We start from the raw sequence: 21,200 nt of genomic DNA on the forward strand, positions 1-21,200 counted from the left end.
CCTTTATCCCGTCATCTGGCTGCGGTATACTCAGGCCAGCTCTGCGTCCAGGATCTGGACTGGTTTTCCTTTCTCGTTCACATAGTAAAGGGCGATATAGTCGATGCCGTCCCGCTTGGCCTGCTCCCACGGCATCCGTTCACCGTTGATCAGTTCCACGGTATCCGCCTCATCCGGTTCAAAGTTCTCTTTTTCGTTCTCATAGTCAATGCTGTACCCCAGCTCCAGCACCAACTTGGAGGCGGGGATCTCATACCGCTTGAGGGGGCGGTGCTCCAGCTCGGATGGATCATGTTCATCGCAGAACATATTGTCGTAGCCATGCCGTCCACCGTCAAAGATGACGAACTCCTCGCCGCTCTCCGGGTCACGGGCTGTCACCAGTCCGGGGGCCTCGTCGCTATCTATGATATAGGATTGGGGTTCTCCTTTCACCGTGAGCAGATCTCCGTAATACCAAACCTCCAGCAGTTCATTGCCGGTGGTGGAACAAAGTATCACGGTGGGCAAACGCTTCTCCGCCCATTCTTTCACATGGCCGATGAGCCAGGTGGGATATTTCTCAGTCATCATAGTCTTTCTCCTCCTATTTCAATTTCAGCACAAATCCCCAGATACTCACCACAATCAGGAGAACACCCAACAGAAAGAACACCACCCGCCGGTATCCTCTGCTGTGGCGGTGGGCATCCCGCGTACCAGTGGGGTCGCAGAGCCAGTTCCAGTTGCGGGTCGCTCCAATTAAAATCACGGCCCCGATGAGCACCGAGGCAATATACCAATGCTCTTGCAAAAATACTGTGATCTGTTCGCTGTTCATTTACATATAACCCCCTTTTCATCATCGGGAGTTTCCCGCCGAATAAATTCCTCCCGTTCTTTCAAATCTATTTCCAAGGCTTTTTCCTCCTCAAGATATTCCTCGCAGTCCCGAACCAGCTTTTGGGCGGCTGGGTCATCCGGGGCCAGGGCCAGCCAGCGTTTTGCGTATTCATAGGCGATGGCTGCGGAGCTATATGCCATCAGGCAGGAGTAGCCCATCCGGGCGTTCCAGTAGGGATCGTTCTCACCCTGGGTGCGGACGGACTCCAGCAGTCGGATGGCGTGCTGGATGAGATTTCCGTCCACTTCACTGTCGGTTCCGTGCTCTCCATGATCTCCCAGGACCGCCAGATTGCTGTAAGCCCGACTCAGCTTGACGGTCAGCAGATAGCCCCGCTCCTGTTCCGGGATGGCTTCGATGGCCCGGATACACCGGGAATACTCGTCCTTCTTATTCCATTGCTCAAGCTGCTCCAGCAGTTTTGTTTCTTCTGTCTGATTCATCATTTCACCGCCTTTTCTGTGTCATGCTTTGCCTTTTTTGAAGTGTCCACTGCCTCGCCAGGTGTTGACCACACAGGTGAAGATCTGGCCGCAGTGCTTGCACCTAATCATGTGAGCCATAATTTCGTCTGCCCAGCCATCCTCTGTCTTTACCTTCTCCAGTGGGCAGGTGGATTCCTCTTGCATCAGTTCAAATTCCCCCTCCGACACCAACTGCTGAATGTAAGCAATACAGGCCAGATAGTCCTTTGGGGCGTCAAATTTTCTCCATGTTTGAATGTTTCGGCAGTGCTCGCACATAGTGGACGCCTCCTTACGCAAATACCTGCTGGTATTTCTCTTTCAGTTCCTTGGGCGCTGTCTTGATGACCTTGCTGCCGCCGTTTTCAGAGGCTGTGCCCCAGATGGCCCAGAGCACATCACGCCACAGGTAGGCCAGCGCCCTTTTGTCATTGCCGGATTCTTCCGGCAGGTAATATTCCAGATGCCCTTTGATCTCCAGCAGAGCATCCAGGCTCTCCTCATTGGCGATCAGGGCGCGGAACTCCTTTGCGGGCTTCAGATTCTGCATGGACTGTACTCCGTGGACCAGCACCGGCAGGGACTGGGCAGTGAACCCGTACTGCTTGAACAGAATATGCAGGAACTTCTCCTGCAAAGAGGAGTGCTCGTCATCACATCGATCCAGGTAATCGCACACCAGCCGCCACCACTTCGGCCCTTCCAGTCCCAGGGCGAACACGGCAAAGGTGCCAGGCATGGCGCAGGCTTCATCCGCAAGGTTTTGATACCACTCAAACTCCCGCATAGCCAAACGAGCGTATCGCTCCATAGCCGGATGAAGATCAGGGTGCTGCACAGCACAGGCAAAGAGCTGATTGACGCCCTTTTGGGGCAAGCCGGGAATGGGCAGATAGAGTTTTTCCTTCCCACGGAACTCCACCGAGTAACTGCGGGGAAATTCCTCCTGCTCCAGCACCGCACACAGGTAGTCCAGGATTTCAGCATAGCACTCCTCCGTGGAGTCCCTGGCGGTGATGCGGATAGTGGCAAACGCATCATTGGCCGATGCGTTGAAATGCTCCGTCTTACGCTGCTGGATGTCCTTTGGTAATTTGCCGCTGCCGGCTGTTTTCAGCTGCTTCACCATATCTGGGCGAAGCTGGGAGACCAGGCCGAGGATGTGCTCGGTGGTGAGGGATTCAAAACTCTGCCCGTACACCGTATGGCAGACCGCCACATAGCAGGCAAAGCGCAGCAGGCCTTCATCCACATCCTCCGGCCGCAGCTCCGGCCACACAGTACAAGGCGGGTAAGGCGTAAAATCATCCTCTTTTTCTCCAGCCTCAAAATACCTTTCCTGCACCTGCTTTTCTATGTATTTCTCCAATGTATAGCGGATCTCCTGCCAGCCCACCAGCCGCCGCATGGCGTCGCAGAGAGAGGCAGCATCCTCACAGGGAAATCCTTTCAGCGGCAGCCCGGTCAGATACCGCTCCAGCAGCTGATCCGGGAGAAAGGGTGTTCCGTTATGATTTCGCACCACAGTCGGGTAGGCGGAGTGATTTTCACGAGCGGTTCCGTTCAGCACATCCTGAATGCAGAGATCCGCCTCCGCCAGCACCTCCAGGGAAGTGTCCGGCTTGTGGATCAGATAGTAGCGGTCATGTACGCCATCACGCTTTGGCAAACTCATGGCAAGGTCTCCTCTCAGGTTTGCTGATGCTGCATGGATACGATTTGGCAGTCTGGACAGAATTCCACATAGAGCGTGCCCTCCGCACAGTCAAACACCGTATCCCACTGAATCTGGGCCAGATATTTCATAGGTTTCCCGCAGTGGGGGCAGGTCGTATATTCCGCGTCCTGTACCCAGTTGGCAAAGCCACCCACCGTGTTCACATCTTGGCGGGCCGCACCGTAAAACAGGGGCACGGGCGCTTCGCCCAGCACAAAGGGATTTTCCGTGAGGGCCTTGTAGTCCTCGGGACTGACATAGCAATCCGTTTTCTCCGCCCCGTCAAAGAGCTCGGAGGGAAAGACTTCCACGCCGCCATCCAGGGTAAAACTGTTAAAGGCTGGACCTTTCAAGAATCCCACACAGTTGGGGCAGCAGGTGGCAGTCAGAATACCATCCAACCCCAGAAATTTCAGCCGCTCATCCCGGCCATCCAGCACCAGCATGTCCACCATGCGTCCGCCACAGTGGGGGCATGTGTCCTCCCGTGCCCGGCCAATGCGGACGGGAGATTTCTCGCTGGTGGTTCCTTTGACCATAGGATAGCAGGTATCGAAGTTGAGCTGGATTTTCTGGCCCTCCTTGTCGAAGGTCCAGCCTCCGATCTGCGCATAGCTGGATGGGTCTACATAGAGGCCCTTGCGCCAGGGCCGGGGATTTCGCTCCAGCTCCAGCAGAGTCTCCATTGCCTTGTCATCTCCTTGCATAGCAAGGCAACTCATCAGGTTGGAGGCCGCGCTGGAATATTCTGCGGACAACAGCGCATGGATCAGACCATCCCGCACATCGGCGGGAGCATGATAATAGATCTCACAGGGCCAGAACACCTCTGCGGCCAGTGCCACTCGCTGAATCTCCGGGGTGATGGCATCATGGTAGCCAAGCAGCTGCCAAAAGTCGGCGAACTCTGGGTCCTCCATATCAGCCAGCCTCTGGATGTTCTGTATCAAGTTTCTTTGTTTTTCGACAATTTGTTCCGGCATCCAGGCCAGAGCAGCTTGCCGTTCTTGCTCGCACTTACATTTCCAACACAATCCCTCATAACCCAATGGGGTTCCACAGCTGGGGCAGGTATATTTCAGACTCATGTTCTCATACTCCTTTCAGGCAATAAAAAAGCCCCACGCCGCACTGTCATAAAGACAGGCTGACGCAGGGCATGAAGAAGCCGCGTTGAAGGAGCCGCATCCACCAGCAGATGTAGTTTCTTCAACAACCAAAATAATTTTTTCGTATCTTAAAGCAGCAAATTGCTGTCCAATATATTTGTTCATAGCGGCACCATTTGTTCTGAGCGTAGTTTTATATCTTATTATATCACAGCACCCCTTCAATGAAAATATTTTGTTGGAAATGCTAATGAAAAATTTTTGTGAATTTGTTAAGGCGCAGGGGCTGTTATCTCCATAGTGTCTGGATGGATCAGAGTGATTACTTTTCCCTGATGCAAGGCATAGTTGACTGTCTGTGCTGTACCTGAGCGCAGCTTTTTCTGATTATCAAACACACCGATAAGGTACTCTGCATGATCGACCATATAATAATTTCTTTTTTTATAACTGGAAACATCCGCAGAATGTGAAATAACAATAGAATCGTTTGCGTTTTGGATCAGCTTTTTCAATCTATGTTTACTCTGATCCGGCCATTTAGAGTCATAGCCGATGAAGGGAACTACAACGATAATTTTAATATAAAAGTCAATATGCTTCATCCGGTTCGGTAGGTGCTGCGGTAATATCGCGGTAGAAAGTGGCCCATGCAGCTTCCTCATAGGGGCGTACAAAAAAGAAGCCAATGCTCAATGGAATTGTCAGCAGAAGAACAAGAGAAATCGCCAGAGCCTCTGAACCGGTGAAATATTTGAGAACCAGAAAACCCTCGGCATACAGTGGCATCGAACAGAGCAGCTCCCAGCCAATGAAGCTGAAATCCAGACAGAACAGCCGCCATTTGTTGCCATTCATGATCCGCCGGGATTCTGTGATCGCTTCATTTGCAGTCAACGAAGGATGCTCGGACATGATGTAAGGTGTCATCGCATAGCTGTATGTTTTCACGATTCCCGGAATCACCAACAGCAGCGACCAGAGGGCGATGTACAGACCCTGCAGGAATTTCATGCAGAAGCCATCCCACAGACGGTCTTTCTGAGAGAACAAGTCCGAGATGGCAGCATCATTTCCATCTACAAGGTTCAGATTAAAATGAGCATATCCCAGTTGAACTGCACCGCCCACGATCAGTTGGAGGACTGCCCACAGAACAATGCCGGCAAGCAGAACAGCAAGCAGCCGACCGCCGTTGGGCTGGGAGAACAGTTCAAAATGGATGTCCTTTGCCTGATTGGAATTGGATACGGCACTGTTGGAACTGCTCACAATGGTAGCACCGAGCGCACTGGCGGCAATACCTGTCAAAACAGCAGTTTTCCATTTTCCGCGCAGGGCATCGAGAGCGAGCATACGATAGTCGGCAGATACTTTCATAAAAGCAACCTCCTGTCTGAAAACGGCAAGGATTTGTGAAATAGGAAGATGATATGCCACTTTAATTTAGATACGTTTGAAAAGCTGAAAAAATTGCAGCATGAATGAAAAAGAGGCTGTTACACCGGTTTTATCCTTGTGCAACAGCCCCTTCCTTTACTTCAGCAGCTTGTCCAGTTCATCATATTGCATTACTGGAGCTTTGCAAGGATTTCTTCAGCCGTCATACCGCTGGCAAGCAGCTTCTTCAGCACATCTTCTGCTTCGCCCTTCTTTGCTTCTTCTGCTGCTTTTGCTTCGGCGGCAGCTTTTTTGTTTTCGGCTTTGGCAAGTTCCTTGGTGGCGGCTTTCAATTCTGCTTTCTTGGCTTTCAGCTGCGTCTTCAGATCATCGAGATTTGCAGTCAACGTAGCAACCTCAGATTCGATTTTCTCTTTTTTTGCGGCCTTTTCTGCAATGACTGCTACATAATCAACGCTGGCCTTTACAGTACGAGCCTTATTCTTGCTTCCCTTGGGTCTTGCCATAATAATTTCCTCCCATAAAGTGAAATAATTTGATACTTACAAGTATATTTCCAAATAGTCAGAATTGCAATAGGTAACATGAGCCGTCTTCAACTGCCAATGCAAATCTTATTCGGTATGCCCGAAGATCGTCGCAAATGTATTCCTTCAATGGTAACAATCATGGAGATTAGTGTTTATCTGGAGATTACCAAAGGATAAATAGAAGCAGTATTAAAGCCGTTCACCACGCAGATTTTCCAGCGTGGCGAACGGCTTTTTTGCTGCCCCTATATTTACAGGTAGGAGGAATCGAAGAAGTCTTTTAATGTAATTCCTAAACCCTGACAAATTCTTTCAATCGTCTCTACGCTTAACTGCCCTCCCCGACGGGCGGTGGTTTGAATCGTGGAGTACGATATTCCGCATTTCTTTGCCAATACACATAGATTCATATCACGCACTTGCATCAAATCCTGAACACGCTTGATCGTATCCACAAAAACTCCTCCCATCTTTTTAGTTCAAAACCTTTCCAACAATTTCGAATCTTTGCTCCGGAGATATAAGGATCAGCGAATATTTGGTGTTAAGAGAAACCAAAACCGGTTGGTTATGCACCACGCCATAGCTGTCGGTAAAGAACTCTGCTTGGGACTTATCTGGGGTATGTTCATCGTATTTTTTCAGATATCCGCAGTCATCATATACGAATATCCCGATATCTCCGCATTCAAGTTCTTCGCAGCGCTTTACCCATACGATCTGTCCGCTATGATAACGTGGCTCCATACTATCACCGCTAACGTATATCCCGAACTCGGCACCAGCCGGAACGCTACTGGCAGGCACTTGTATCTGCTGGAACATTTCACCCTCAAGAAAAGCTCCTAGACCTGCCGATACTGGCAACTCTGATACTGGCATCATTATGCAGTCGATTTTCGCAGGCTCTTCTGCGTCTGGCTGGTAGCGCCGGGATGCAATCAAGTCCATTTCGTACTCGGCAACTTTTTTTGCCCTATATCATTTAGAAGAGCGGGCTTCTGAAAATTCCTCGTAAAGTAGGAAGGTCCCTCTTTGATGTTCAATGCGTAGCAGATTGCAACTAGTTGATAGATGCTGGGGGTGGTGTAACCTTTTTCCCATTTGTTGATTCCCTTGTCACTGACATCGACGCCATAGTGACGGAGAAGTTCAGAGAACGCCACGAGTGAATAGCCATTCCTTTTTCGTATGCTTGCGAGAATCAGACCAACCTCATTACTGTCCCTTGCAGCGACTGCATCATAGCACACCGTAGATGGGGCTATGTGCATTTTGGTGAGCGCAGTTTTCTTTTTCATAGCAAGAACACTCCTTTGTGATCCGGTAAACGAAAAACAGCTCGTGGCACGCAGTATGATTCGCAAGTAATGCACGCTGCATTCTGATAAATCTGCAAAAAGGAGGAATTCTGATGTGTGGTGATTACAACCTTCGCCGTGAGAAAAGATACGTCGAAGTGGATGTTCGTTTTACTCCTGACGGTAAGATCCGTCCTCTTGCCATAAACTATGACAAAACTCGCACTTATGGAATTGACCGTGTTTTGGCAGTCAGGCATGGCACATCGCGCCTAGGCGGAAAAGGTCACTGCTTCACCTGTCTAATCTGCGGGCAGAAGCGAAATCTTTGGCTTGAGCAGGGCAAGTGGTTCGTGGAAGCCTACTGCTCTGTGCCGGAAAGCCGTGCTTCGTAATGGCAAGGTACTTATCCCGCGCAGATCTTTCGCACATAGCGGGTAAGTATATCGACCAGTACTATGCCCGTTTCGGGATCAGCAAAGATGACCCAGAACCCATTGACCCTGAACGGCTCGCAAGTTCTGTTCTTGGGCTGAATGTGAAAATGCTGCCGCTATGCAGCGATGGAAGTATTCTAGGATTGACTGTTTTCCAGAAATGCGGTTTTACCGTAACCTTGGGGGACGGGACAAAGCTTGTGGAGGTGTTCATGCCGAAGGACGTTGTAATCGATTCCGCCCTTGCGGCAGACGGCTGCACCGGATGCCGGAATTTCACGATAGCGCATGAGGCGGCTCACCATATTCTGGCTGACTAGTTTCCGAACGACTACGGAAAAGCAGTCAAGTGCCGTGGGCACATTGCCTATCGGGAACGAAACGGACAGCCCTCATGGGAAGAATGGCAGGCAAACACCCTTGCAGCAGAGCTGCTGATGCCAACATTTCTGGTCAACGCCGAAATAGAACGGGCAGCGCTGTGCCTGCCGAATGGAATCCTATACAAATCCGCATCTGACCCGAACTATGAAAAAATTCTGGAGATGGCTGTGCGGATGGGAGTATCGTGGTCCGCTATCAGGATCAGACTACAGCAGATGCAGGTCATAAAAGGCAAACCCATCCACTGCCATCCATTGGACATCATCCGATTTGGAGAATAAACATGATTCAGTCAAATAATCGTCCTTTCAAAAATAAACCGCTGAGCAATATACAGCAGGCACAATTCAGCATCGGCTGGAGGTTTTGCCCCGTTTGCGGACACAAGCTCTACCAAAAAGGTGAGAGCTGTTCAGGCACTATCCGCATAAAGTGCCTCAAGTGCGGCAACGTAGCAACGGTTGATTTAGCCTATCGCAGGCGTTGATTGCTTTATAGGCAAAACTCAATTTCAAAAATCGGGTGCATTGCACCCTGAGTATGGACTGTTCGTCACCGAGTAACGGGCCATTGCCGCAAGGCAATGTATGAAACGCGCACCAAATAGCCGGGCAACAGCTGATAGAGTGATTCTGCTTTAGAACCGCTCTGTTAGTTGGTTGTCCGGCTATTTTTTAGCCTTCAGGTAGCCTGCTCCCGTAAAAAGGAGCAGGCTTTATGTTTGTCCGTTTTTCGTGGATGCCCCAAGCGGCGAAATATCCGTAGCTTTCTAAATTTTCGACTTTTCACGACTTATCGAAAATTTGGAGGTTTACGATGTCTTTTAATAAGGGCTATGAGTTGAAGAAGTTTGAAGCACACTGGGAAAAGCTGTGCATCGAGTACGCGACTGCGGGAATGACGGAAGATGCTATCCAGAAGATGTATGACTATGACCGTCAGCAGTTCAATTCGGAGCGTACCTTCATCGAGCGGACACAGGAGTTCACTGCTCCTGCGTATGAAGGTTCCGAGGAAGAAGCATCTCCCTTGATGTTGCGCTATCAGGAGGCTATTACCACAACGGATACCTATCACGAAACTAAGAGCAAATTTGCATGGATCGGTGAAATCGAGAACGAGCGGTTGCTGTCTGCTCTTGAAAATTTATCGGAAGATGACCTCAAACTTTTGACGCTCTACGCCTATGAAGGTTACAACGAGAGCGAAATTTCTAAAGTTTTTAATATCTCACAGCCTGCAATTCATAAGAGAATAATGAAAATCACTATTTTTTTGAAGAAGTTTTGATTTTTTGTTATAATTTGACCATTTTCGTCGGCTACCAAGTGAAGGGACAATTTCCCAAGCGGCACCTGCCGCAGGGCAAAACGTCCGACCTGCGCACCTTGAAAACTGAATAGTTCCGTCATCTGGTACTCCGATAATGATACTTCCGTAATTCGCGGCCCGGTCACAAAGCAGACGGGGTGGCTGAAATGCCAATGAAGCGGTACAAGTCCGCTGCCAGATGTTCATGCCCCACTCGCAGGGGGCCGAGGGCGAATATGCGAGACCTTTAATCATATTGATCCGGGAACTGTCGGGCACGTTCCACGCATCCGGCAGTTCCCGTTTTTTACGTATTCTTATTTATTCTTTACCCGAATATCCACTTTTGATACATAGGAGGACACTTTTATGGACGAATTGAACCCCACGGTGCGCGAGCAGGAGATCTACGAGGAGATGGAGCTGACCCCTGAGATGGTCAAGTCCATCCGAACCCTCTGCGGTACCTGTCTGCGGCACTTTGTGGATGCAAAGGCTTTCAAGATCGCGCTTGTACCCAGCGTAGACCGGAGCATGGACACCTGCACCGTCTGCCAGATGCGGCGCGGCTACGATTATGTGGTCATGCACCGCTGACCCTAACAATACCACCATACCTTGAACGAAGCCCGCTGCGGAACATCCGGCAGCGGGCTTTGCACATAACAACATGGAGGTACAATTTTGCAGCAAAACTGGAAATTCCAACGCGGAGATATCTTCTTCACCCATTTCGGGGCGAGCACCGGCTCGGAACAGCACGGTGACCGCCCAGCGGTCATTCTTCAGAATGATGTGGGCAATTATCACTCTCCGACCCTGATCGTTGCGACCATGACAAGCAAGGCGGAAAAGAAAGTAAACCAGCCGACCCACTGCCTGTTGGAAAACGCAGGGTTGAATATGCCGTCCGTTGTGCAGGCAGAGCAGATCTTCACCATCGACAAGAGCCGGGCACTGAAGTATCTGGGGCATCTGACCCCAGAGGAGATGCGCAGGGTGGATGATGCAGTGCGTATCAGCCTTGCGCTGAACCCCATGGGCAGCATCCAGCAGATGGAGCCTATCCGGCGCTCTACGGCGCTTTACGCGCCGCCTGAGGTGGTGGATGGCAAACCACCTGTCTACCCCTATACGCCCATCAAATCGTCTTTTGAGAACGCCGGAAGCATCGAGGAAATGATGCTGTACACCGAGTTGCAATCCGCGGTTCATGCCGTGATCCAGCGGTTGGAATACAGCTTCACCTTCAATCCCAGCCTGCTCACCAGCCCGAAGCGGAAGCAGCAGGTGGCTGAGATCTTAGAGGAAGCCGAGAAGTACATTTGGAGAATCAAGGAGGAAATGCGATGCGCCTGAACGAAAACAATACTTTCATTGGTATCAACCCGCCGTACCAGCTTTCGGTCATCCACAGCAGCAAGCTGATCTATCCCCGCGAGATCTACCAGCGGGGCGTAGAGCGCAAGAGGGTGGAGCTGATTGCAAGGGACTTCAACGAGTACATCGTTAACGAGCCGAAGGTCAGCTTCCGCAACGGCAGGTACTATGTAATGGATGGGCAGCACACCATCGAGGGCTGCATCCTCCTCAACGGCGGCGAGGACCGCCCGATCCTCTGCAAGGTCTACACCGGTCTGACGATGGAGCAGGAAGCCCTGCTCTTTGCGGAGCAGAACGGTCACGCCGCACCCCTGTCGGCGGGCATCAAGCTGCGCGCCAAGGTGGTGGGCGGCGATGCGCCTTCCAAGGCGTTTGTCGCAGCCACTAACCGGGCGGGGCTTTCCCTCAACTACGACAGTATGCAGCTGAGCGACTACCGCATCGGCTGCGTGGGCACGGCGCTGAAGCTGTACGACCAGCTGGGCGAAGAGATCTACTGCGAAGCTCTGCGGCACATCGTGGAAGCGTGGGAGGGCAAACCGGATTCCTTCCGGGCGGCTGTCCTGCGGGGCGTGATGTACTTTGTGCAGCTGTATCATGGGCAGTACAGCGAGGAGCGGCTTGTCCGTGCGCTGAGCGGCGTCCATCCCATGGAGCTCTACCGTGTCAGCCGGGATAACCCCGCCAAGCTTCCGGGCTGGCGGCGGTACGTTTACCCCATCTACACCACCTACAACGGCAAGTGCAGGAAAGACGCACTGCCGATGAAGTTCTAAGCTCAAATATCTCCTTTGGCAAGTGAGATGGTCCCCGAAAAAGACCATCACACTTTACATATAGTATTTTCTGCTGAATAATCGACATATTGAACTAGAAAGAGAGGACAGGAATGAGCGAGATCGCAGCCTGCACTTTGATTCAGGAAGAGCCTGACCGAAAGACGGAGAGGTACCTGACGATGTTCAAGGGCTACCCGGATGTGGTGACGGTGGAGCATCTTCAGGAAATGCTTGGCATCTGCCGGAAGAATGCGTATCTGTTGGTCAAGCAGAATAAGATCCACTCGGCGCGTGTAGGACGCAGCTATAAGATACCAAAACTCTGCGTGGTAGAGTACCTGCTCGATCAGGATCGGCAACTTGGAGGGATGCACCTTTCAAACTCCCTTGTGCCATCCTTGCAAAACACTCCAGAATCTTCTAAACTTATGATGCCTAAGCAAAGGACGTTTGGCTGCGAACAGAAAGGAGCATAACTATGACAAATGTGGCCGGACATTTAAGAGAACAAAACGGTATGTATCAGATGATTCTGAGCTGGAAAGACACAGATGGAAAGCGCAGAACCAAATCCATCAGCACAGGACTTCCTGTTAAAGGAAACAAAAAAAGAGCTGAATCTCTGTTGCGTAAAACACAAAAAGAGTTTAACCCTGAAACGATGCAGCAGGTTTCCGACCTGCCGGTATCGGAATATCTGAACCGCTGGCTTCGGGAAAGCGTGATGAACCTTCCGCCCGAAACCTATGGCAGATATGCTTATGATCTGGGAAGAGTAGTTGTCCCATACTTTGAAAAGAAGCGGCTGTCTTTGAAAGCACTCTCTCCGCGCGATCTGGAAACGTTCTTCCGCTATGAGCGTCAGCAGGAGGAGGCCAGTGTACAGCAGCTTCTGGATTGGCACAAGGAGTTGACCGATGCCCTACAATATGCCGTTGACAATAATTGGCTGAAGGTCAGCCCCATCAAAGAAGTTGACCCCTGCCTTGATAACTCCCCGGTACTTTTCACCGACTTCATCACGGACTGGTTGAAAATGATGAAGTCACGAGTGGAAATCACAACCTATACCAGCTATGAAAGAGCAATCGTTCACAAGATCGTCCCATATTTTGAACCGCTCCACTATACATTGCAGGATATGGAACAGCATCCCAAATACATCCAAGACTTCTACCAGCATGAGTTGGATCGTGGCCTTACGGCAAACACCGTCATTCACTATCACGCCAACATCCGCAAATGCTTGCAGTACGCTTTTCAAATCGGCATGATCCGTTCCAACCCGGCAGATCGCGTTGAACGTCCTCGTAAGGAAAAGTTCAAGTCGGAGATTTACAGCGGTGAAGAACTGGAGCAGCTTTTCAAAGCGATTCAAGGTGACCCTTCGGAGTTTGGCGTTATCATGGCTGCATTCTACGGCCTGCGGCGCAGTGAAGTTGTTGGCTTGAAATGGGATGCCATTGACTTTGAAAACAAGAAAATCAGCATTCAGCATACGGTTGTGACCGCAAAGGTCAACGGAACGCTAACAGAAATCGCACGAGATAAGACAAAAACAAAGTCGAGCTGCCGGACACTTCCCCTAATCCCTGCCTGTGAGCAGATGCTCAATAAAATGAAAAAGGAGCAGGAGCAGAATCGGAAGGTCTGCGGCAAAAGCTATTGCACCGATTATCTTGACTATATCTATGTAGACCCGATGGGAAAACGGATTCGGCCCGATTTCCTGAGCCAACATTTCCCGGATTTTCTGGTCGCACACCAGATGAAGCGTATCCGCTTTCACGATCTGCGCCATAGCTGCGCCAGTCTGCTCTATGCCAATGGCGTGAGCCTGAAGGAGATTCAGGAGTGGCTGGGGCACAGCGACATCAGCACGACAAGCAACATTTATACACATCTGGATTTCTCCAGTAAGGTATCTTCGGCGAATGCAATCGTCAATATCTTCCCAGAAAACGCCAAAGTATAAAAAATGGACAAAAAAGAAAAACAGCCTAAAATCTTTCGATCCTAAGCTGTTTTATGATGAAGTGCCGATGGTGGGACTCGAACCCACATGGTTTCCCGAACGATTTTGAGTCGTTTGCGTCTGCCATTCCGCCACATCGGCTGATATTCAATTTTGAGACATTCGTACCGGTTTCTGAAGATTGGAGGGATGTTCAGGAGGGATGTAAGAAATCCTGCTTCGACAAACCTTCAAAATTCAACGCACACTCGTGAATTTCTCGTACAGACAAGAAAAATCACGAAGCGGATTTTGAGTCCCCCTCGTCTGCCATTCCGACACACCGGCTGATTCCATACAGAACAGTGATATTATAATCTATTTTTGCCGCAAAATCAAGCCGGAAAAATATTTTTTTCAAAAACGGCCCGATCTCTGGTCAGCTTCGGGTTTTTCGTGTATACTGAATGCACCATTCCGGGGAGAGTTCCCCGATCAAAAGGAGGATCTATGGATTCACTGCTTTCTGCTCCTGCGACGGCTGCACAGCGCCAGCGGGACCGCTTGCTGGGCGCACTGATCGGGCTGGCGCGCGCCACCGTCAATGAACCGAAGACCGAAGACACCGACCACGTTCTGGCCGCCGGGCTGCGGCAGGCGGCCAGGGCAGATGCCGCCGAGGACGCTCTGCGCCGGATGCAGGACATCGTCGAGACCGAGAAGCACCGGGTCGCGCCCAACTGCGCCACCTGCACCATGCGCTGCGGCAACACCGACAACTACGACCTGGCCCGGCTGTGGGATGCACCGGAGGAGCTTCGCACCCTGAAGCTGCGGCTCCTGGCTGCGCTGTTCACACTTGCCCAGCGGCGCAGCACCGACCGCATCCGGAAGGAGATCTGTGACGATCTATTTGTCCTTGCGGAAGATTGGGATTCTTCGCTGCTTTCCCCCATCGTCCGCCGTGCCGAAGAGCTATGCAAAGAGTAATTCTTTTTCAGATTCTTACGCAGATTCTTGCTGAAATCAGACCTATTTTCGAAAAACCTCTTTACAAATGATTCCGAAGTCACTATTATATAATTATATGTGACCGTTTGAAATCGATTCTTTTCATTGGGGTCATCCAGCGCTGTATACAGCGCAGATATTTTTGAGAAAGAAGGTTGAATCCATGTCTGAGAAAAAAAACGTTGTCTCCACCGCCGCAGACGCTCCTGCTGTGGAAAAGACTGCGCGTAAGACGGCCAAAGCGGACAAGGCCGCCAAAACCACTGCCAAGACCGGCAAAACGGCGCATCGCGGCCGTCCGCCGCTGGCACCGGAAGTCTATGTTGAGCACGGCGGCAAGCAGTACAACATCACCGACCTGGTAGACCGTGCCAAGGCCGATTACCGTCTGACCCACAAGGTCGGCGTCCAGTCCTGCAAGGTGTATATCAAGCCCGAAGAGGAAGCTGCTTACTACGTCGTGAACAAAGTCAGCGGCAAGCTCCCTCTCTGAGCGGCTGTGTTCCATCCGTTCCCACAACTGTGATGGCTCCACTGTGAAACAAAAAAGCGGCATCGGAACTGCATCCGGTGCCGCTTTTTTGTTTGTTTTTTACAGCTTACAACGCGTACAGCTCTGTGTACTTTCGGGTCAGGTAATCGAGGTACACCTGCGGGTCAAGGGTGCCGCAGGCATTCCGGACCACGTCGGCCGGTTCCAGCAGCTGGCCGTACTGGTGCACATGCTCCCGCAGCCAGCCGGTCACGCCGGAGAGGTCGCCCTTTGCCACCTGCCCGAACACATCGAACGCCTGCTCCATCCTGCGGAGCATCTGCGCGCCGTAGGCATTGCCCAGCGCATACGACGGGAAGTAACCGAAGGAGCCGCCGGACCAGTGGCTGTCCTGCAGGCAGCCCTCCCGGTCATTGGGGACCTCCACGCCCAGATATTCCCGATACAGGCGGGCCCACTCGGCCGGGACTTCCTCTGCCCGCAGCGTACCGCCGATGAGCTGTTTTTCGATCTCGTACCGCACCATGATATGCAGGCAGTAGGTCAGCTCGTCCGACTCGGTGCGGATGAGGCTCGGCTCCACCTTGTTCACGGCCCGGTAGAACTGCTCGGCGCTCACCCCGCCCAGCTGCTCCGGGAAGAACGCCTGCACCCTGGGGTAGATGGCTTCAAGGAACGCGCGGGAACGCCCGATGAGGTTCTCGTAAAAGCGGGACTGGCTCTCGTGGACGCCCATGCTGACGCCGCCGGCCAGGCAGGTATACTGCAAGTCATCCCGGATACCCAGCTCGTACAGCGCATGGCCGCCCTCGTGGAGGACGGAGTACATCGACGAGGCCACGTTGTGCAGGTCGTAATGGGTGGTGATGCGGACATCCTTGTTGTTGAACTCCAGCGTGAAGGGATGCTCGGTCTCGCCAAGGCCGCAGTGGCCGCGGTCGATGCCCATGACCTCCATGATGTAGTCGGCAAAGGCCTTCTGCCGCTCCACCGGATATTCCAGATGCAGGAAGCTGTCATCGACCGGGGGCTTCTCGCCGATGGCCCGGACAAGCGGCACGATGCCGTCCCGCAGCGTCTCAAAGAAGGCGTCCAGCTGCCGGGTGTCCACCCCGCGCTCATACTCGTTCAGCAGGGCGTCGTAGGGAGCCTTGGCTGCATCGTAGTAGCCCGCAAATTTCCGGTTGTAATCCACAAGCTCCTGCAAAACGGGGCAGAACGAAGCAAAATCATCGTTCTCCTTGGCCTTGTGCCAAACATCGCTGGCGCGGTTGGTCAGCTCGGTGTAGGCCATATACTCGTCCGCCGGGATGCGAGCCAGTTTCCCGCTCTCGCGGCGCAGCAGCTCCACCTCGCGCTTGTGGAGAGCATCGAGCGAGCCGGACGCCGCAGCCAGTTCATCCAGCAGGCGCTTCGTCTCCGGGTCGGTCATCAGCTTCTGGTGCTCTCCGGCTAGAATGCCGAGAGCCACGCCCCTGCCCTCGGCGGTATTCTTCGGGGCCACCGTCACGGCGTCCAGATAGAGGGAATTCTCCGCGCAGGCATAGGCGTAGAGTTTCTTTTGCAATGCGTCAAGGCGGGCCAGTTGTTCTGTTTGTTCCATGGGGCTTCTCCTTTTTCATTCTTCCGTCGGGAAGGCGGGATTTTTCCAGAAAAATTTGTGCCGGGCCTGCGGGTCCGGGTCCGGGATCTCGAACTCATACCGCTCGGTCGCATTGATGACCGTCGTGCGTCCGCAGCTACATACGCGGGGCAGCTTTGCATCATAACTCAGGTGGATATGGCCGTGCACGAACCACCTGGGCTGGTATTCTTCCAGCAGGTCATTGAAGCAGTCGAACCCCTTGTGGGCCTTGTCAAAGCCATCGTTCAGGCCGCCTGCCGGGGCATGGGTCAGCAGCAGGTCGATGCCGCCCGCGCGGTGGGCCTTGAACCAGAGCTTCCGCACCCGGCGGCGCATCTCCCGCTCGGTGTACTGGTAGGCATCCTCGTCCCGGTTGTAGCGGATGCAGCCGCCCAGCCCCATGATGCGCAGCCCTTTCCAGACGTAGACCTCATCGTCCACGCAGATGCAGCCGCCCGGCTCATCGTGGCGGTAGCTGCCGTCGTGGTTGCCGTGTACGTATAAGATCGGGGCCGAGGTGAAATTCGTCAGGTATTCCAGGTATTTCTTGGGCAGGTCGCCGCAGGAAAGGATCAGGTCGATCCCCTGCAGCCGCTCCCGTGTGCAGTAATCCCACAGTGCTTTGGAGGGGGTATCCGAAATCGCAAGTATCTTCACGTCCGCAATGCTCCGTTCTGTTGAATTTTTTGCTCGTTACAGCGGCATCCCTTTCAGGCTGCCCAGACCATTGATCTCCATCAGGCCGCGCGTTTTGACGTCGAGGTCTTCGTAGAGCGGCAGTGCGCCTTCCACGCATTCGCCCAGCCAGTCCATTTCCATCAGCTCTTTGGGCGTGTAGGTATCCCCCTGCGGCACCATTTTCACATGCCCCTGCGCATACAGCCCGCCCGACGGGAAGATGGCCAGCTCATGCTTGCGCAGGTTCTCCTCGATGATGTTCAGCAGCTGGCGGGTGCCGCCGGCCAGCTCTTCATAATAGTCCACCCGCTCGGCATCGCTCTGCAGGCCCCACCAGTAGTTGACTGCCTTGCCGCTGGCCTCGCTGCCCCAGGTGCCATTGAAGATCGAACGGATGATGCCGATGTAGAAAGTCTCCCACTTCCACACCGGCAGCGCCACCGGCTTCAGGCTGCCGTCCGGCAGGCGGCGGCAGAGGCCGAAGTCGCGGTTGCTGTCCGCCGGTTCATTGCTGCTGCGGGCGTAGAGCAGGGTGATGTCCTCCCGGTCGGAGAAATCCAGCGGCTGACCCTCCACCGGCACACAGGCCCAGCGGAGCACCACATGGCCGTCCGGCCGGACGGCCCGCATCCCGCGCGCAAAGGCGTTGACCGCCGCCGGGATGCCGTACACCGGGTTCGCGGCCACATAGCCCACCCGGTCTGTCTTGGAGAGGATACCCGCCAGCATACCCAGCAGGTAGTTCACCTCATAGGTGCGCGGGTAGTAGGTGCGCACCAGCGGGTGCGGGGTGTTCAGGCAGCAGTTCAGGATTTTGGTCTTCGGGTGCTGGGCCGCCACCTTCAGGCAGGCAGGCCGCATCCGGATGCTGGTGGTGAACACCACATCCGCATTGTCGTGGGCCACTTCTTCCAGGATCTGTTCCGCATCCACCTCCGGGGACACGTTTTCCCGGTTGGTGATGACGAGCCGGTCGCCAAATTCCGCTTTGAGGGCCTCGATGCCCTTTTCGTGGCCGCGCACCCAGGCGCTCGTTTTGGCGTCGTATTCGTGCAGGAAGACCACCTTGAGCTGGCTGGGCTTCTGGCTGAAGATGTTCAGCTTGCTCAGCAGCGGCTCGCTGGCGGAGTTCGGCTCCAGCGAGAGCGTTACCGCGTGGGGCTCGGTCAGGATCTTGATCTCATCCCACAGCTTGGAGAGGTTCTCCCGCACCTGCGCCGGGGTGGACTGGCAGGCGTCCGAATAGCGGTAGACCGAAAGGTAGACCAGCAGGGCGTCGCCCGGCGTCAGGTCCAGCGCCGAACCACCCAGCGCATAGAACTGCTGGCTGAACATGGTGTAGAGCGACGAAAAATTCATCCGGTCGTCGTCCGTCCAGGCTTCGCCCGACGCCTTGCAGACCAAAGTCTGCAATTTTGCATAGCCGCCCAGTTTGGAGAAGCGCACGTTGTTCACCTTGGACAGCTTGTAAAAATCAAGAAATTCGTAGTAGATCTTATTTTCCAGCGTATCGTTCCGGGCCGGGATAAGCCGGGTCACGGTGCCGGGGACGGTGACAGCCTCATAATATTTGAGGACGGACACCCGCTTGTTGCCCTCTTGCACATAGAACCGGTTCAGGTATTCGTAGGCGATGATGGGGGTATGGATGCCCTCTTCCAGATGGGCATCGCAGAGGTTCGACCACTTGACGGCGAACTCGGTGTCATCGTCCAACAGGGGCATGAAGTTGGCGGCAAACGCCGTGTGGCGGCCGCTGGTCTTGGTGCCCACGATGCTCTCGGCAGGGATGTCCACCAGCCCCAGCGGCTCCTGCGCCACGATGTCCACACCGTTCAGGATCTCATCCAGGACTTTCAGATAAGGCGACTGCCCCCGCGCGACGCAGGCACGGTATGCACGCTGGCCCGCACGCAGCGCATTTCTGTAATCTTCTATCATAGCAAGACTCCTTCCAGGGAAATGAAGGGTTTCTTCCACTCTTTGGAGCATACACGGCTCCAAGCACAGTATACCATGAAATTTGGATTTGTGGGAGATTTTCTCCCCCGAAGGAGTTGATTTCAGTCAAATTTTCAGGTACGATAGAAAAGAAGAGCGTATTTTGAGAGGTAACGACTATGCAAACGGAACAGCTTCCCCGTCTGGAAGCAGGCGAATACCCCGGCGGCATCTGGTATTATGAGCCCCACACCTACCTGCCCTACCGCTATGTGCTGGGCCGGGTGGGCAGACACCCGCTGGTCTGCATCGGCATCAACCCCAGCACCGCGCAGCCCGGCGCACTGGACCCCACCCTGAAAAGCGTGGAACGGCTGGCCAATGCCAACGGCTTTGACAGCTGGATCATGTTCAACGTCTACCCCCAGCGTGCCACCGACCCCAACGATATGGACAAGGTCCCCGACCGCGCCCTCTGCGACGAGAACCTGCTCTGGCTCCGGGCCGTGCTGGCCGAGACCGAGCCGACCATGTGGGCGGCCTGGGGCACCCTGATCGAAAAGCGGGATTACCTGCCCGGCCTGATGCGGGAGATGGTGGCCCTGACCCGTGAGCGGGAGATCCCGTGGGTCACCTTCGGCAAGCGGAGCAAGAAGGGCCACCCCCACCACCCGCTCTACCTGCGCAAGGATTCCACCCCGGAGCCGTTCGATGTGGAAGAATATCTCGACACCTGTTTCTGACCAAGGGAGGCCTGCACCATGACACCGGAACACTATCAGAAGATCCTGCACTGGCTGAACGCCCACCCGGCGGCAAAGCAGCTCGTCATCCTGCTGAACCACTGGCTCCCGGCGGTGCCGTTCGTCTGCTACCCGGTACTGCTGGTGCTGCTGAACCTTCAGTGGTTCCGGCTGCTGCGGGGCGGGCTGGACCAGACCGCCCTTGATTTCATGCAGTGCATCGCCCGCGCCATTCTGGTGCCGGGGTTCGTTTTTCTGGGCGGCACTCTGCTGCGCAAAAAGCTCAACTTTCCCCGCCCGTATGAGCAGCCCGGCTTCACCCCGCTGGTGGAAAAGGAGACCCGCGGCCAGTCCTTCCCTTCCCGCCACGCGCTGAGCGCGGCCGTTCTGGCGGCCGTGTGGCTCTCTTTTTATCCGGCGGTCGGCGGCGTCATGGTCGCTGTCACCGTGGCCATCTGTGTGCTGCGGGTGCTGGCCGGAGTGCATTTCCCGCGCGATGTCATCGCCGGTGCCCTGCTCGGTTTTTCGCTTGGCATCGTCGGAATGCGGCTGCTCTGAGAGCTGCTCGACCCGCCCGGCCGAAAAATTTCAAAAAAATCCACTTTTTTGCTTGACAGAACCCGATGGGTATGGTATTATACTTCTCGCAGCCCGCCTCCGACGGTGGCCTGCCCAAGATAAGGAACCCAATGGGATAACAACGTGCGCCCGTAGCTCAGGTGGATAGAGCAACTGCCTTCTAAGCAGTGGGCCGGGGGTTCGAGTCCCTTCGGGCGCATTATGTGGTGCCTTTAGCGTAGTCGGTTAACGCGCCAGATTGTGGATCTGGAGACCGTGGGTTCGAGTCCCACAAGGCACCCTCTCATCAAAAAGACCAAGAATCAAATGATTCTTGGTCTTTTTTCTTTTGTGTTTCTCTGTGGGACTCGAACAGCACGGCCCCGCCAGCGGCGGGGTAACAAACAGCCCGGTGGGCTGTTTGTTAGTGCGCGGGTCCTGGACCATTAGGAATGTCTACCGTGGTCCCACGTTGGGTGCCTTGTGGGACTCGAACAGC

General features: G+C 53.8%; 26 protein-coding genes, 3 tRNA genes and 1 pseudogene. 13 read left to right on the forward strand and 17 right to left on the reverse strand.

The features are described from left to right. Positions 1-30: 30 nt before the first annotated feature. The 13 genes and pseudogenes from DWY95_RS11060 to DWY95_RS17405 form a co-directional block, all read right to left on the reverse strand. Positions 31-573 (reverse strand): hypothetical protein, encoded by a 543-nt coding sequence (locus tag DWY95_RS11060; protein WP_118553542.1) that lies wholly within the window; start codon positions 571-573, stop codon positions 31-33. A gap of 13 nt (positions 574-586) precedes the next feature. Further along, positions 587-820: an immunity 17 family protein gene (locus tag DWY95_RS11065; RefSeq protein ID WP_015563522.1), complete on the reverse strand. Its 234-nt coding sequence runs from the start codon at positions 818-820 to the stop codon at positions 587-589. Then, positions 817-1,329, reverse strand: a complete 513-nt coding sequence (locus DWY95_RS11070; protein WP_243082722.1) for a hypothetical protein — start codon at positions 1,327-1,329, stop codon at positions 817-819. Before DWY95_RS11070 ends, DWY95_RS11065 begins: the two co-directional genes overlap by 4 nt. A gap of 18 nt (positions 1,330-1,347) precedes the next feature. Next, complete coding sequence (locus DWY95_RS11075) at positions 1,348-1,626, reverse strand: hypothetical protein (protein ID WP_118553543.1); 279 nt, start codon at positions 1,624-1,626, stop codon at positions 1,348-1,350. Positions 1,627-1,639: 13 nt separating this feature from the next. Beyond that, positions 1,640-3,022 carry a DUF6138 family protein gene (locus DWY95_RS11080; protein WP_117440286.1) on the reverse strand — a complete coding sequence of 461 codons (1,383 nt, stop codon included), beginning with the start codon at positions 3,020-3,022 and terminating at the stop codon, positions 1,640-1,642. A gap of 14 nt (positions 3,023-3,036) precedes the next feature. After that, the gene (locus tag DWY95_RS11085; RefSeq protein WP_118553544.1) at positions 3,037-4,152 is read right to left on the reverse strand and encodes a hypothetical protein; all 1,116 of its coding nucleotides are present in this window, start codon (positions 4,150-4,152) and stop codon (positions 3,037-3,039) included. A gap of 15 nt (positions 4,153-4,167) precedes the next feature. Then, a complete protein-coding gene (locus tag DWY95_RS17230; protein ID WP_166437330.1) occupies positions 4,168-4,338 on the reverse strand; it encodes a hypothetical protein in 171 nt (56 codons plus the stop codon). 107 nt (positions 4,339-4,445) lie between these two features. Beyond that, positions 4,446-4,757 (reverse strand): annotated as a pseudogene (locus DWY95_RS11090) (SLOG family protein); the annotation flags it as partial. Positions 4,758-4,764: 7 nt separating this feature from the next. Beyond that, entirely contained in the window at positions 4,765-5,553 is a 789-nt protein-coding gene (locus DWY95_RS11095) for a DUF975 family protein (protein ID WP_118553545.1), read from the reverse strand. A 191-nt stretch (positions 5,554-5,744) separates the two neighbouring features. Further along, on the reverse strand, positions 5,745-6,080 hold the full coding sequence (locus DWY95_RS11100) for a hypothetical protein (protein WP_015565819.1): 336 nt from the start codon (positions 6,078-6,080) through the stop codon (positions 5,745-5,747). Positions 6,081-6,355: 275 nt separating this feature from the next. Continuing rightward, complete coding sequence (locus tag DWY95_RS11105) at positions 6,356-6,559, reverse strand: helix-turn-helix transcriptional regulator (protein ID WP_223383275.1); 204 nt, start codon at positions 6,557-6,559, stop codon at positions 6,356-6,358. Positions 6,560-6,578: 19 nt separating this feature from the next. Continuing rightward, positions 6,579-7,055, reverse strand: coding sequence for a S24 family peptidase (locus tag DWY95_RS17400; RefSeq protein ID WP_243082724.1), 477 nt, complete (start codon positions 7,053-7,055; stop codon positions 6,579-6,581). Further along, on the reverse strand, positions 7,046-7,405 hold the full coding sequence (locus DWY95_RS17405) for a helix-turn-helix transcriptional regulator (RefSeq protein ID WP_243082726.1): 360 nt from the start codon (positions 7,403-7,405) through the stop codon (positions 7,046-7,048). Before DWY95_RS17405 ends, DWY95_RS17400 begins: the two co-directional genes overlap by 10 nt. 113 nt (positions 7,406-7,518) lie before the next feature. Between DWY95_RS17405 and DWY95_RS11115 the strand changes: the two genes are divergently transcribed. The 7 genes from DWY95_RS11115 to DWY95_RS11150 all read left to right on the forward strand — a co-directional run bounded on the left by DWY95_RS11115 (position 7,519) and on the right by DWY95_RS11150 (position 13,674). Further along, positions 7,519-7,800: a hypothetical protein gene (locus DWY95_RS11115; protein WP_055189751.1), complete on the forward strand. Its 282-nt coding sequence runs from the start codon at positions 7,519-7,521 to the stop codon at positions 7,798-7,800. A 1,242-nt stretch (positions 7,801-9,042) separates the two neighbouring features. Further along, positions 9,043-9,516 (forward strand): sigma factor-like helix-turn-helix DNA-binding protein, encoded by a 474-nt coding sequence (locus DWY95_RS11125; RefSeq protein ID WP_118553546.1) that lies wholly within the window; start codon positions 9,043-9,045, stop codon positions 9,514-9,516. 390 nt (positions 9,517-9,906) lie between these two features. Then, positions 9,907-10,134, forward strand: coding sequence for a hypothetical protein (locus tag DWY95_RS11130; protein WP_118553547.1), 228 nt, complete (start codon positions 9,907-9,909; stop codon positions 10,132-10,134). Between the two features lie 87 nt (positions 10,135-10,221). Continuing rightward, entirely contained in the window at positions 10,222-10,896 is a 675-nt protein-coding gene (locus tag DWY95_RS11135; protein WP_118553548.1) for a type II toxin-antitoxin system PemK/MazF family toxin, read from the forward strand. Beyond that, positions 10,887-11,696 (forward strand): DUF6551 family protein, encoded by an 810-nt coding sequence (locus tag DWY95_RS11140; RefSeq protein ID WP_118553549.1) that lies wholly within the window; start codon positions 10,887-10,889, stop codon positions 11,694-11,696. Before DWY95_RS11135 ends, DWY95_RS11140 begins: the two co-directional genes overlap by 10 nt. A gap of 113 nt (positions 11,697-11,809) precedes the next feature. Next, positions 11,810-12,175, forward strand: coding sequence for a helix-turn-helix domain-containing protein (locus DWY95_RS11145; protein WP_243082728.1), 366 nt, complete (start codon positions 11,810-11,812; stop codon positions 12,173-12,175). A gap of 2 nt (positions 12,176-12,177) precedes the next feature. After that, positions 12,178-13,674 carry a site-specific integrase gene (locus tag DWY95_RS11150; protein ID WP_097775163.1) on the forward strand — a complete coding sequence of 499 codons (1,497 nt, stop codon included), beginning with the start codon at positions 12,178-12,180 and terminating at the stop codon, positions 13,672-13,674. Between the two features lie 62 nt (positions 13,675-13,736). Here DWY95_RS11150 and DWY95_RS11155 read toward each other — a convergent pair. After that, positions 13,737-13,815: transfer RNA gene (locus DWY95_RS11155), tRNA-Leu, on the reverse strand. 348 nt (positions 13,816-14,163) lie between these two features. On the opposite strand from DWY95_RS11155, the gene DWY95_RS11160 reads away from it, so the two are divergent. Together DWY95_RS11160 and DWY95_RS11165 are read left to right on the forward strand one after the other, a co-directional pair. Next, positions 14,164-14,643: a hypothetical protein gene (locus DWY95_RS11160; protein ID WP_118553550.1), complete on the forward strand. Its 480-nt coding sequence runs from the start codon at positions 14,164-14,166 to the stop codon at positions 14,641-14,643. A 184-nt stretch (positions 14,644-14,827) separates the two neighbouring features. Then, complete coding sequence (locus DWY95_RS11165) at positions 14,828-15,157, forward strand: DUF6465 family protein (RefSeq protein WP_097793145.1); 330 nt, start codon at positions 14,828-14,830, stop codon at positions 15,155-15,157. A gap of 106 nt (positions 15,158-15,263) precedes the next feature. Here DWY95_RS11165 and DWY95_RS11170 read toward each other — a convergent pair whose 3' ends face one another. From DWY95_RS11170 to DWY95_RS11180, 3 genes are read right to left on the reverse strand one after another with little or no spacing between them, the layout of a single operon-like run. Then, positions 15,264-16,760, reverse strand: a complete 1,497-nt coding sequence (locus DWY95_RS11170; protein WP_118553551.1) for a carboxypeptidase M32 — start codon at positions 16,758-16,760, stop codon at positions 15,264-15,266. Positions 16,761-16,775: 15 nt separating this feature from the next. After that, positions 16,776-17,438 carry a metallophosphoesterase gene (locus DWY95_RS11175; protein WP_118553552.1) on the reverse strand — a complete coding sequence of 221 codons (663 nt, stop codon included), beginning with the start codon at positions 17,436-17,438 and terminating at the stop codon, positions 16,776-16,778. Between the two features lie 36 nt (positions 17,439-17,474). After that, complete coding sequence (locus tag DWY95_RS11180) at positions 17,475-19,400, reverse strand: BMP family ABC transporter substrate-binding protein (RefSeq protein ID WP_118553553.1); 1,926 nt, start codon at positions 19,398-19,400, stop codon at positions 17,475-17,477. Positions 19,401-19,579: 179 nt separating this feature from the next. Between DWY95_RS11180 and DWY95_RS11185 the strand changes: the two genes are divergently transcribed. The 4 genes from DWY95_RS11185 to DWY95_RS11200 all read left to right on the forward strand — a co-directional run bounded on the left by DWY95_RS11185 (position 19,580) and on the right by DWY95_RS11200 (position 21,002). Further along, positions 19,580-20,143, forward strand: coding sequence for a DUF1643 domain-containing protein (locus DWY95_RS11185; protein ID WP_118553554.1), 564 nt, complete (start codon positions 19,580-19,582; stop codon positions 20,141-20,143). A gap of 18 nt (positions 20,144-20,161) precedes the next feature. Next, entirely contained in the window at positions 20,162-20,701 is a 540-nt protein-coding gene (locus DWY95_RS11190) for a phosphatase PAP2 family protein (RefSeq protein WP_118553555.1), read from the forward strand. A gap of 146 nt (positions 20,702-20,847) precedes the next feature. Next, positions 20,848-20,921 (forward strand) — tRNA-Arg (locus tag DWY95_RS11195). A 7-nt stretch (positions 20,922-20,928) separates the two neighbouring features. Further along, positions 20,929-21,002 (forward strand) — tRNA-His (locus DWY95_RS11200). The last annotated feature ends 198 nt before the right edge of the window (positions 21,003-21,200 follow it).

Origin of the sequence: Faecalibacterium sp. AF28-13AC (genome assembly GCF_003478405.1) — a bacterium.
Classification (GTDB): domain Bacteria; phylum Bacillota; class Clostridia; order Oscillospirales; family Ruminococcaceae; genus Faecalibacterium; species Faecalibacterium prausnitzii_E.

Coding starts and splice junctions, on each gene's coding strand:
- DWY95_RS11060 (WP_118553542.1), bottom strand. CDS start 573: ATGATGACTGAGAAATATCCCACCTGGCTCATCGGCCATGTGAAAGAA.
- DWY95_RS11065 (WP_015563522.1), bottom strand. CDS start 820: ATGAACAGCGAACAGATCACAGTATTTTTGCAAGAGCATTGGTATATT.
- DWY95_RS11070 (WP_243082722.1), bottom strand. CDS start 1,329: ATGATGAATCAGACAGAAGAAACAAAACTGCTGGAGCAGCTTGAGCAA.
- DWY95_RS11075 (WP_118553543.1), bottom strand. CDS start 1,626: ATGTGCGAGCACTGCCGAAACATTCAAACATGGAGAAAATTTGACGCC.
- DWY95_RS11080 (WP_117440286.1), bottom strand. CDS start 3,022: ATGAGTTTGCCAAAGCGTGATGGCGTACATGACCGCTACTATCTGATC.
- DWY95_RS11085 (WP_118553544.1), bottom strand. CDS start 4,152: ATGAGTCTGAAATATACCTGCCCCAGCTGTGGAACCCCATTGGGTTAT.
- DWY95_RS17230 (WP_166437330.1), bottom strand. CDS start 4,338: ATGAACAAATATATTGGACAGCAATTTGCTGCTTTAAGATACGAAAAA.
- DWY95_RS11095 (WP_118553545.1), bottom strand. CDS start 5,553: ATGAAAGTATCTGCCGACTATCGTATGCTCGCTCTCGATGCCCTGCGC.
- DWY95_RS11100 (WP_015565819.1), bottom strand. CDS start 6,080: ATGGCAAGACCCAAGGGAAGCAAGAATAAGGCTCGTACTGTAAAGGCC.
- DWY95_RS17400 (WP_243082724.1), bottom strand. CDS start 7,055: ATGGACTTGATTGCATCCCGGCGCTACCAGCCAGACGCAGAAGAGCCT.
- DWY95_RS17405 (WP_243082726.1), bottom strand. CDS start 7,405: ATGAAAAAGAAAACTGCGCTCACCAAAATGCACATAGCCCCATCTACG.
- DWY95_RS11115 (WP_055189751.1), top strand. CDS start 7,519: ATGTGTGGTGATTACAACCTTCGCCGTGAGAAAAGATACGTCGAAGTG.
- DWY95_RS11125 (WP_118553546.1), top strand. CDS start 9,043: ATGTCTTTTAATAAGGGCTATGAGTTGAAGAAGTTTGAAGCACACTGG.
- DWY95_RS11130 (WP_118553547.1), top strand. CDS start 9,907: ATGGACGAATTGAACCCCACGGTGCGCGAGCAGGAGATCTACGAGGAG.
- DWY95_RS11140 (WP_118553549.1), top strand. CDS start 10,887: ATGCGCCTGAACGAAAACAATACTTTCATTGGTATCAACCCGCCGTAC.
- DWY95_RS11145 (WP_243082728.1), top strand. CDS start 11,810: ATGAGCGAGATCGCAGCCTGCACTTTGATTCAGGAAGAGCCTGACCGA.
- DWY95_RS11150 (WP_097775163.1), top strand. CDS start 12,178: ATGACAAATGTGGCCGGACATTTAAGAGAACAAAACGGTATGTATCAG.
- DWY95_RS11160 (WP_118553550.1), top strand. CDS start 14,164: ATGGATTCACTGCTTTCTGCTCCTGCGACGGCTGCACAGCGCCAGCGG.
- DWY95_RS11165 (WP_097793145.1), top strand. CDS start 14,828: ATGTCTGAGAAAAAAAACGTTGTCTCCACCGCCGCAGACGCTCCTGCT.
- DWY95_RS11170 (WP_118553551.1), bottom strand. CDS start 16,760: ATGGAACAAACAGAACAACTGGCCCGCCTTGACGCATTGCAAAAGAAA.
- DWY95_RS11180 (WP_118553553.1), bottom strand. CDS start 19,400: ATGATAGAAGATTACAGAAATGCGCTGCGTGCGGGCCAGCGTGCATAC.
- DWY95_RS11185 (WP_118553554.1), top strand. CDS start 19,580: ATGCAAACGGAACAGCTTCCCCGTCTGGAAGCAGGCGAATACCCCGGC.
- DWY95_RS11190 (WP_118553555.1), top strand. CDS start 20,162: ATGACACCGGAACACTATCAGAAGATCCTGCACTGGCTGAACGCCCAC.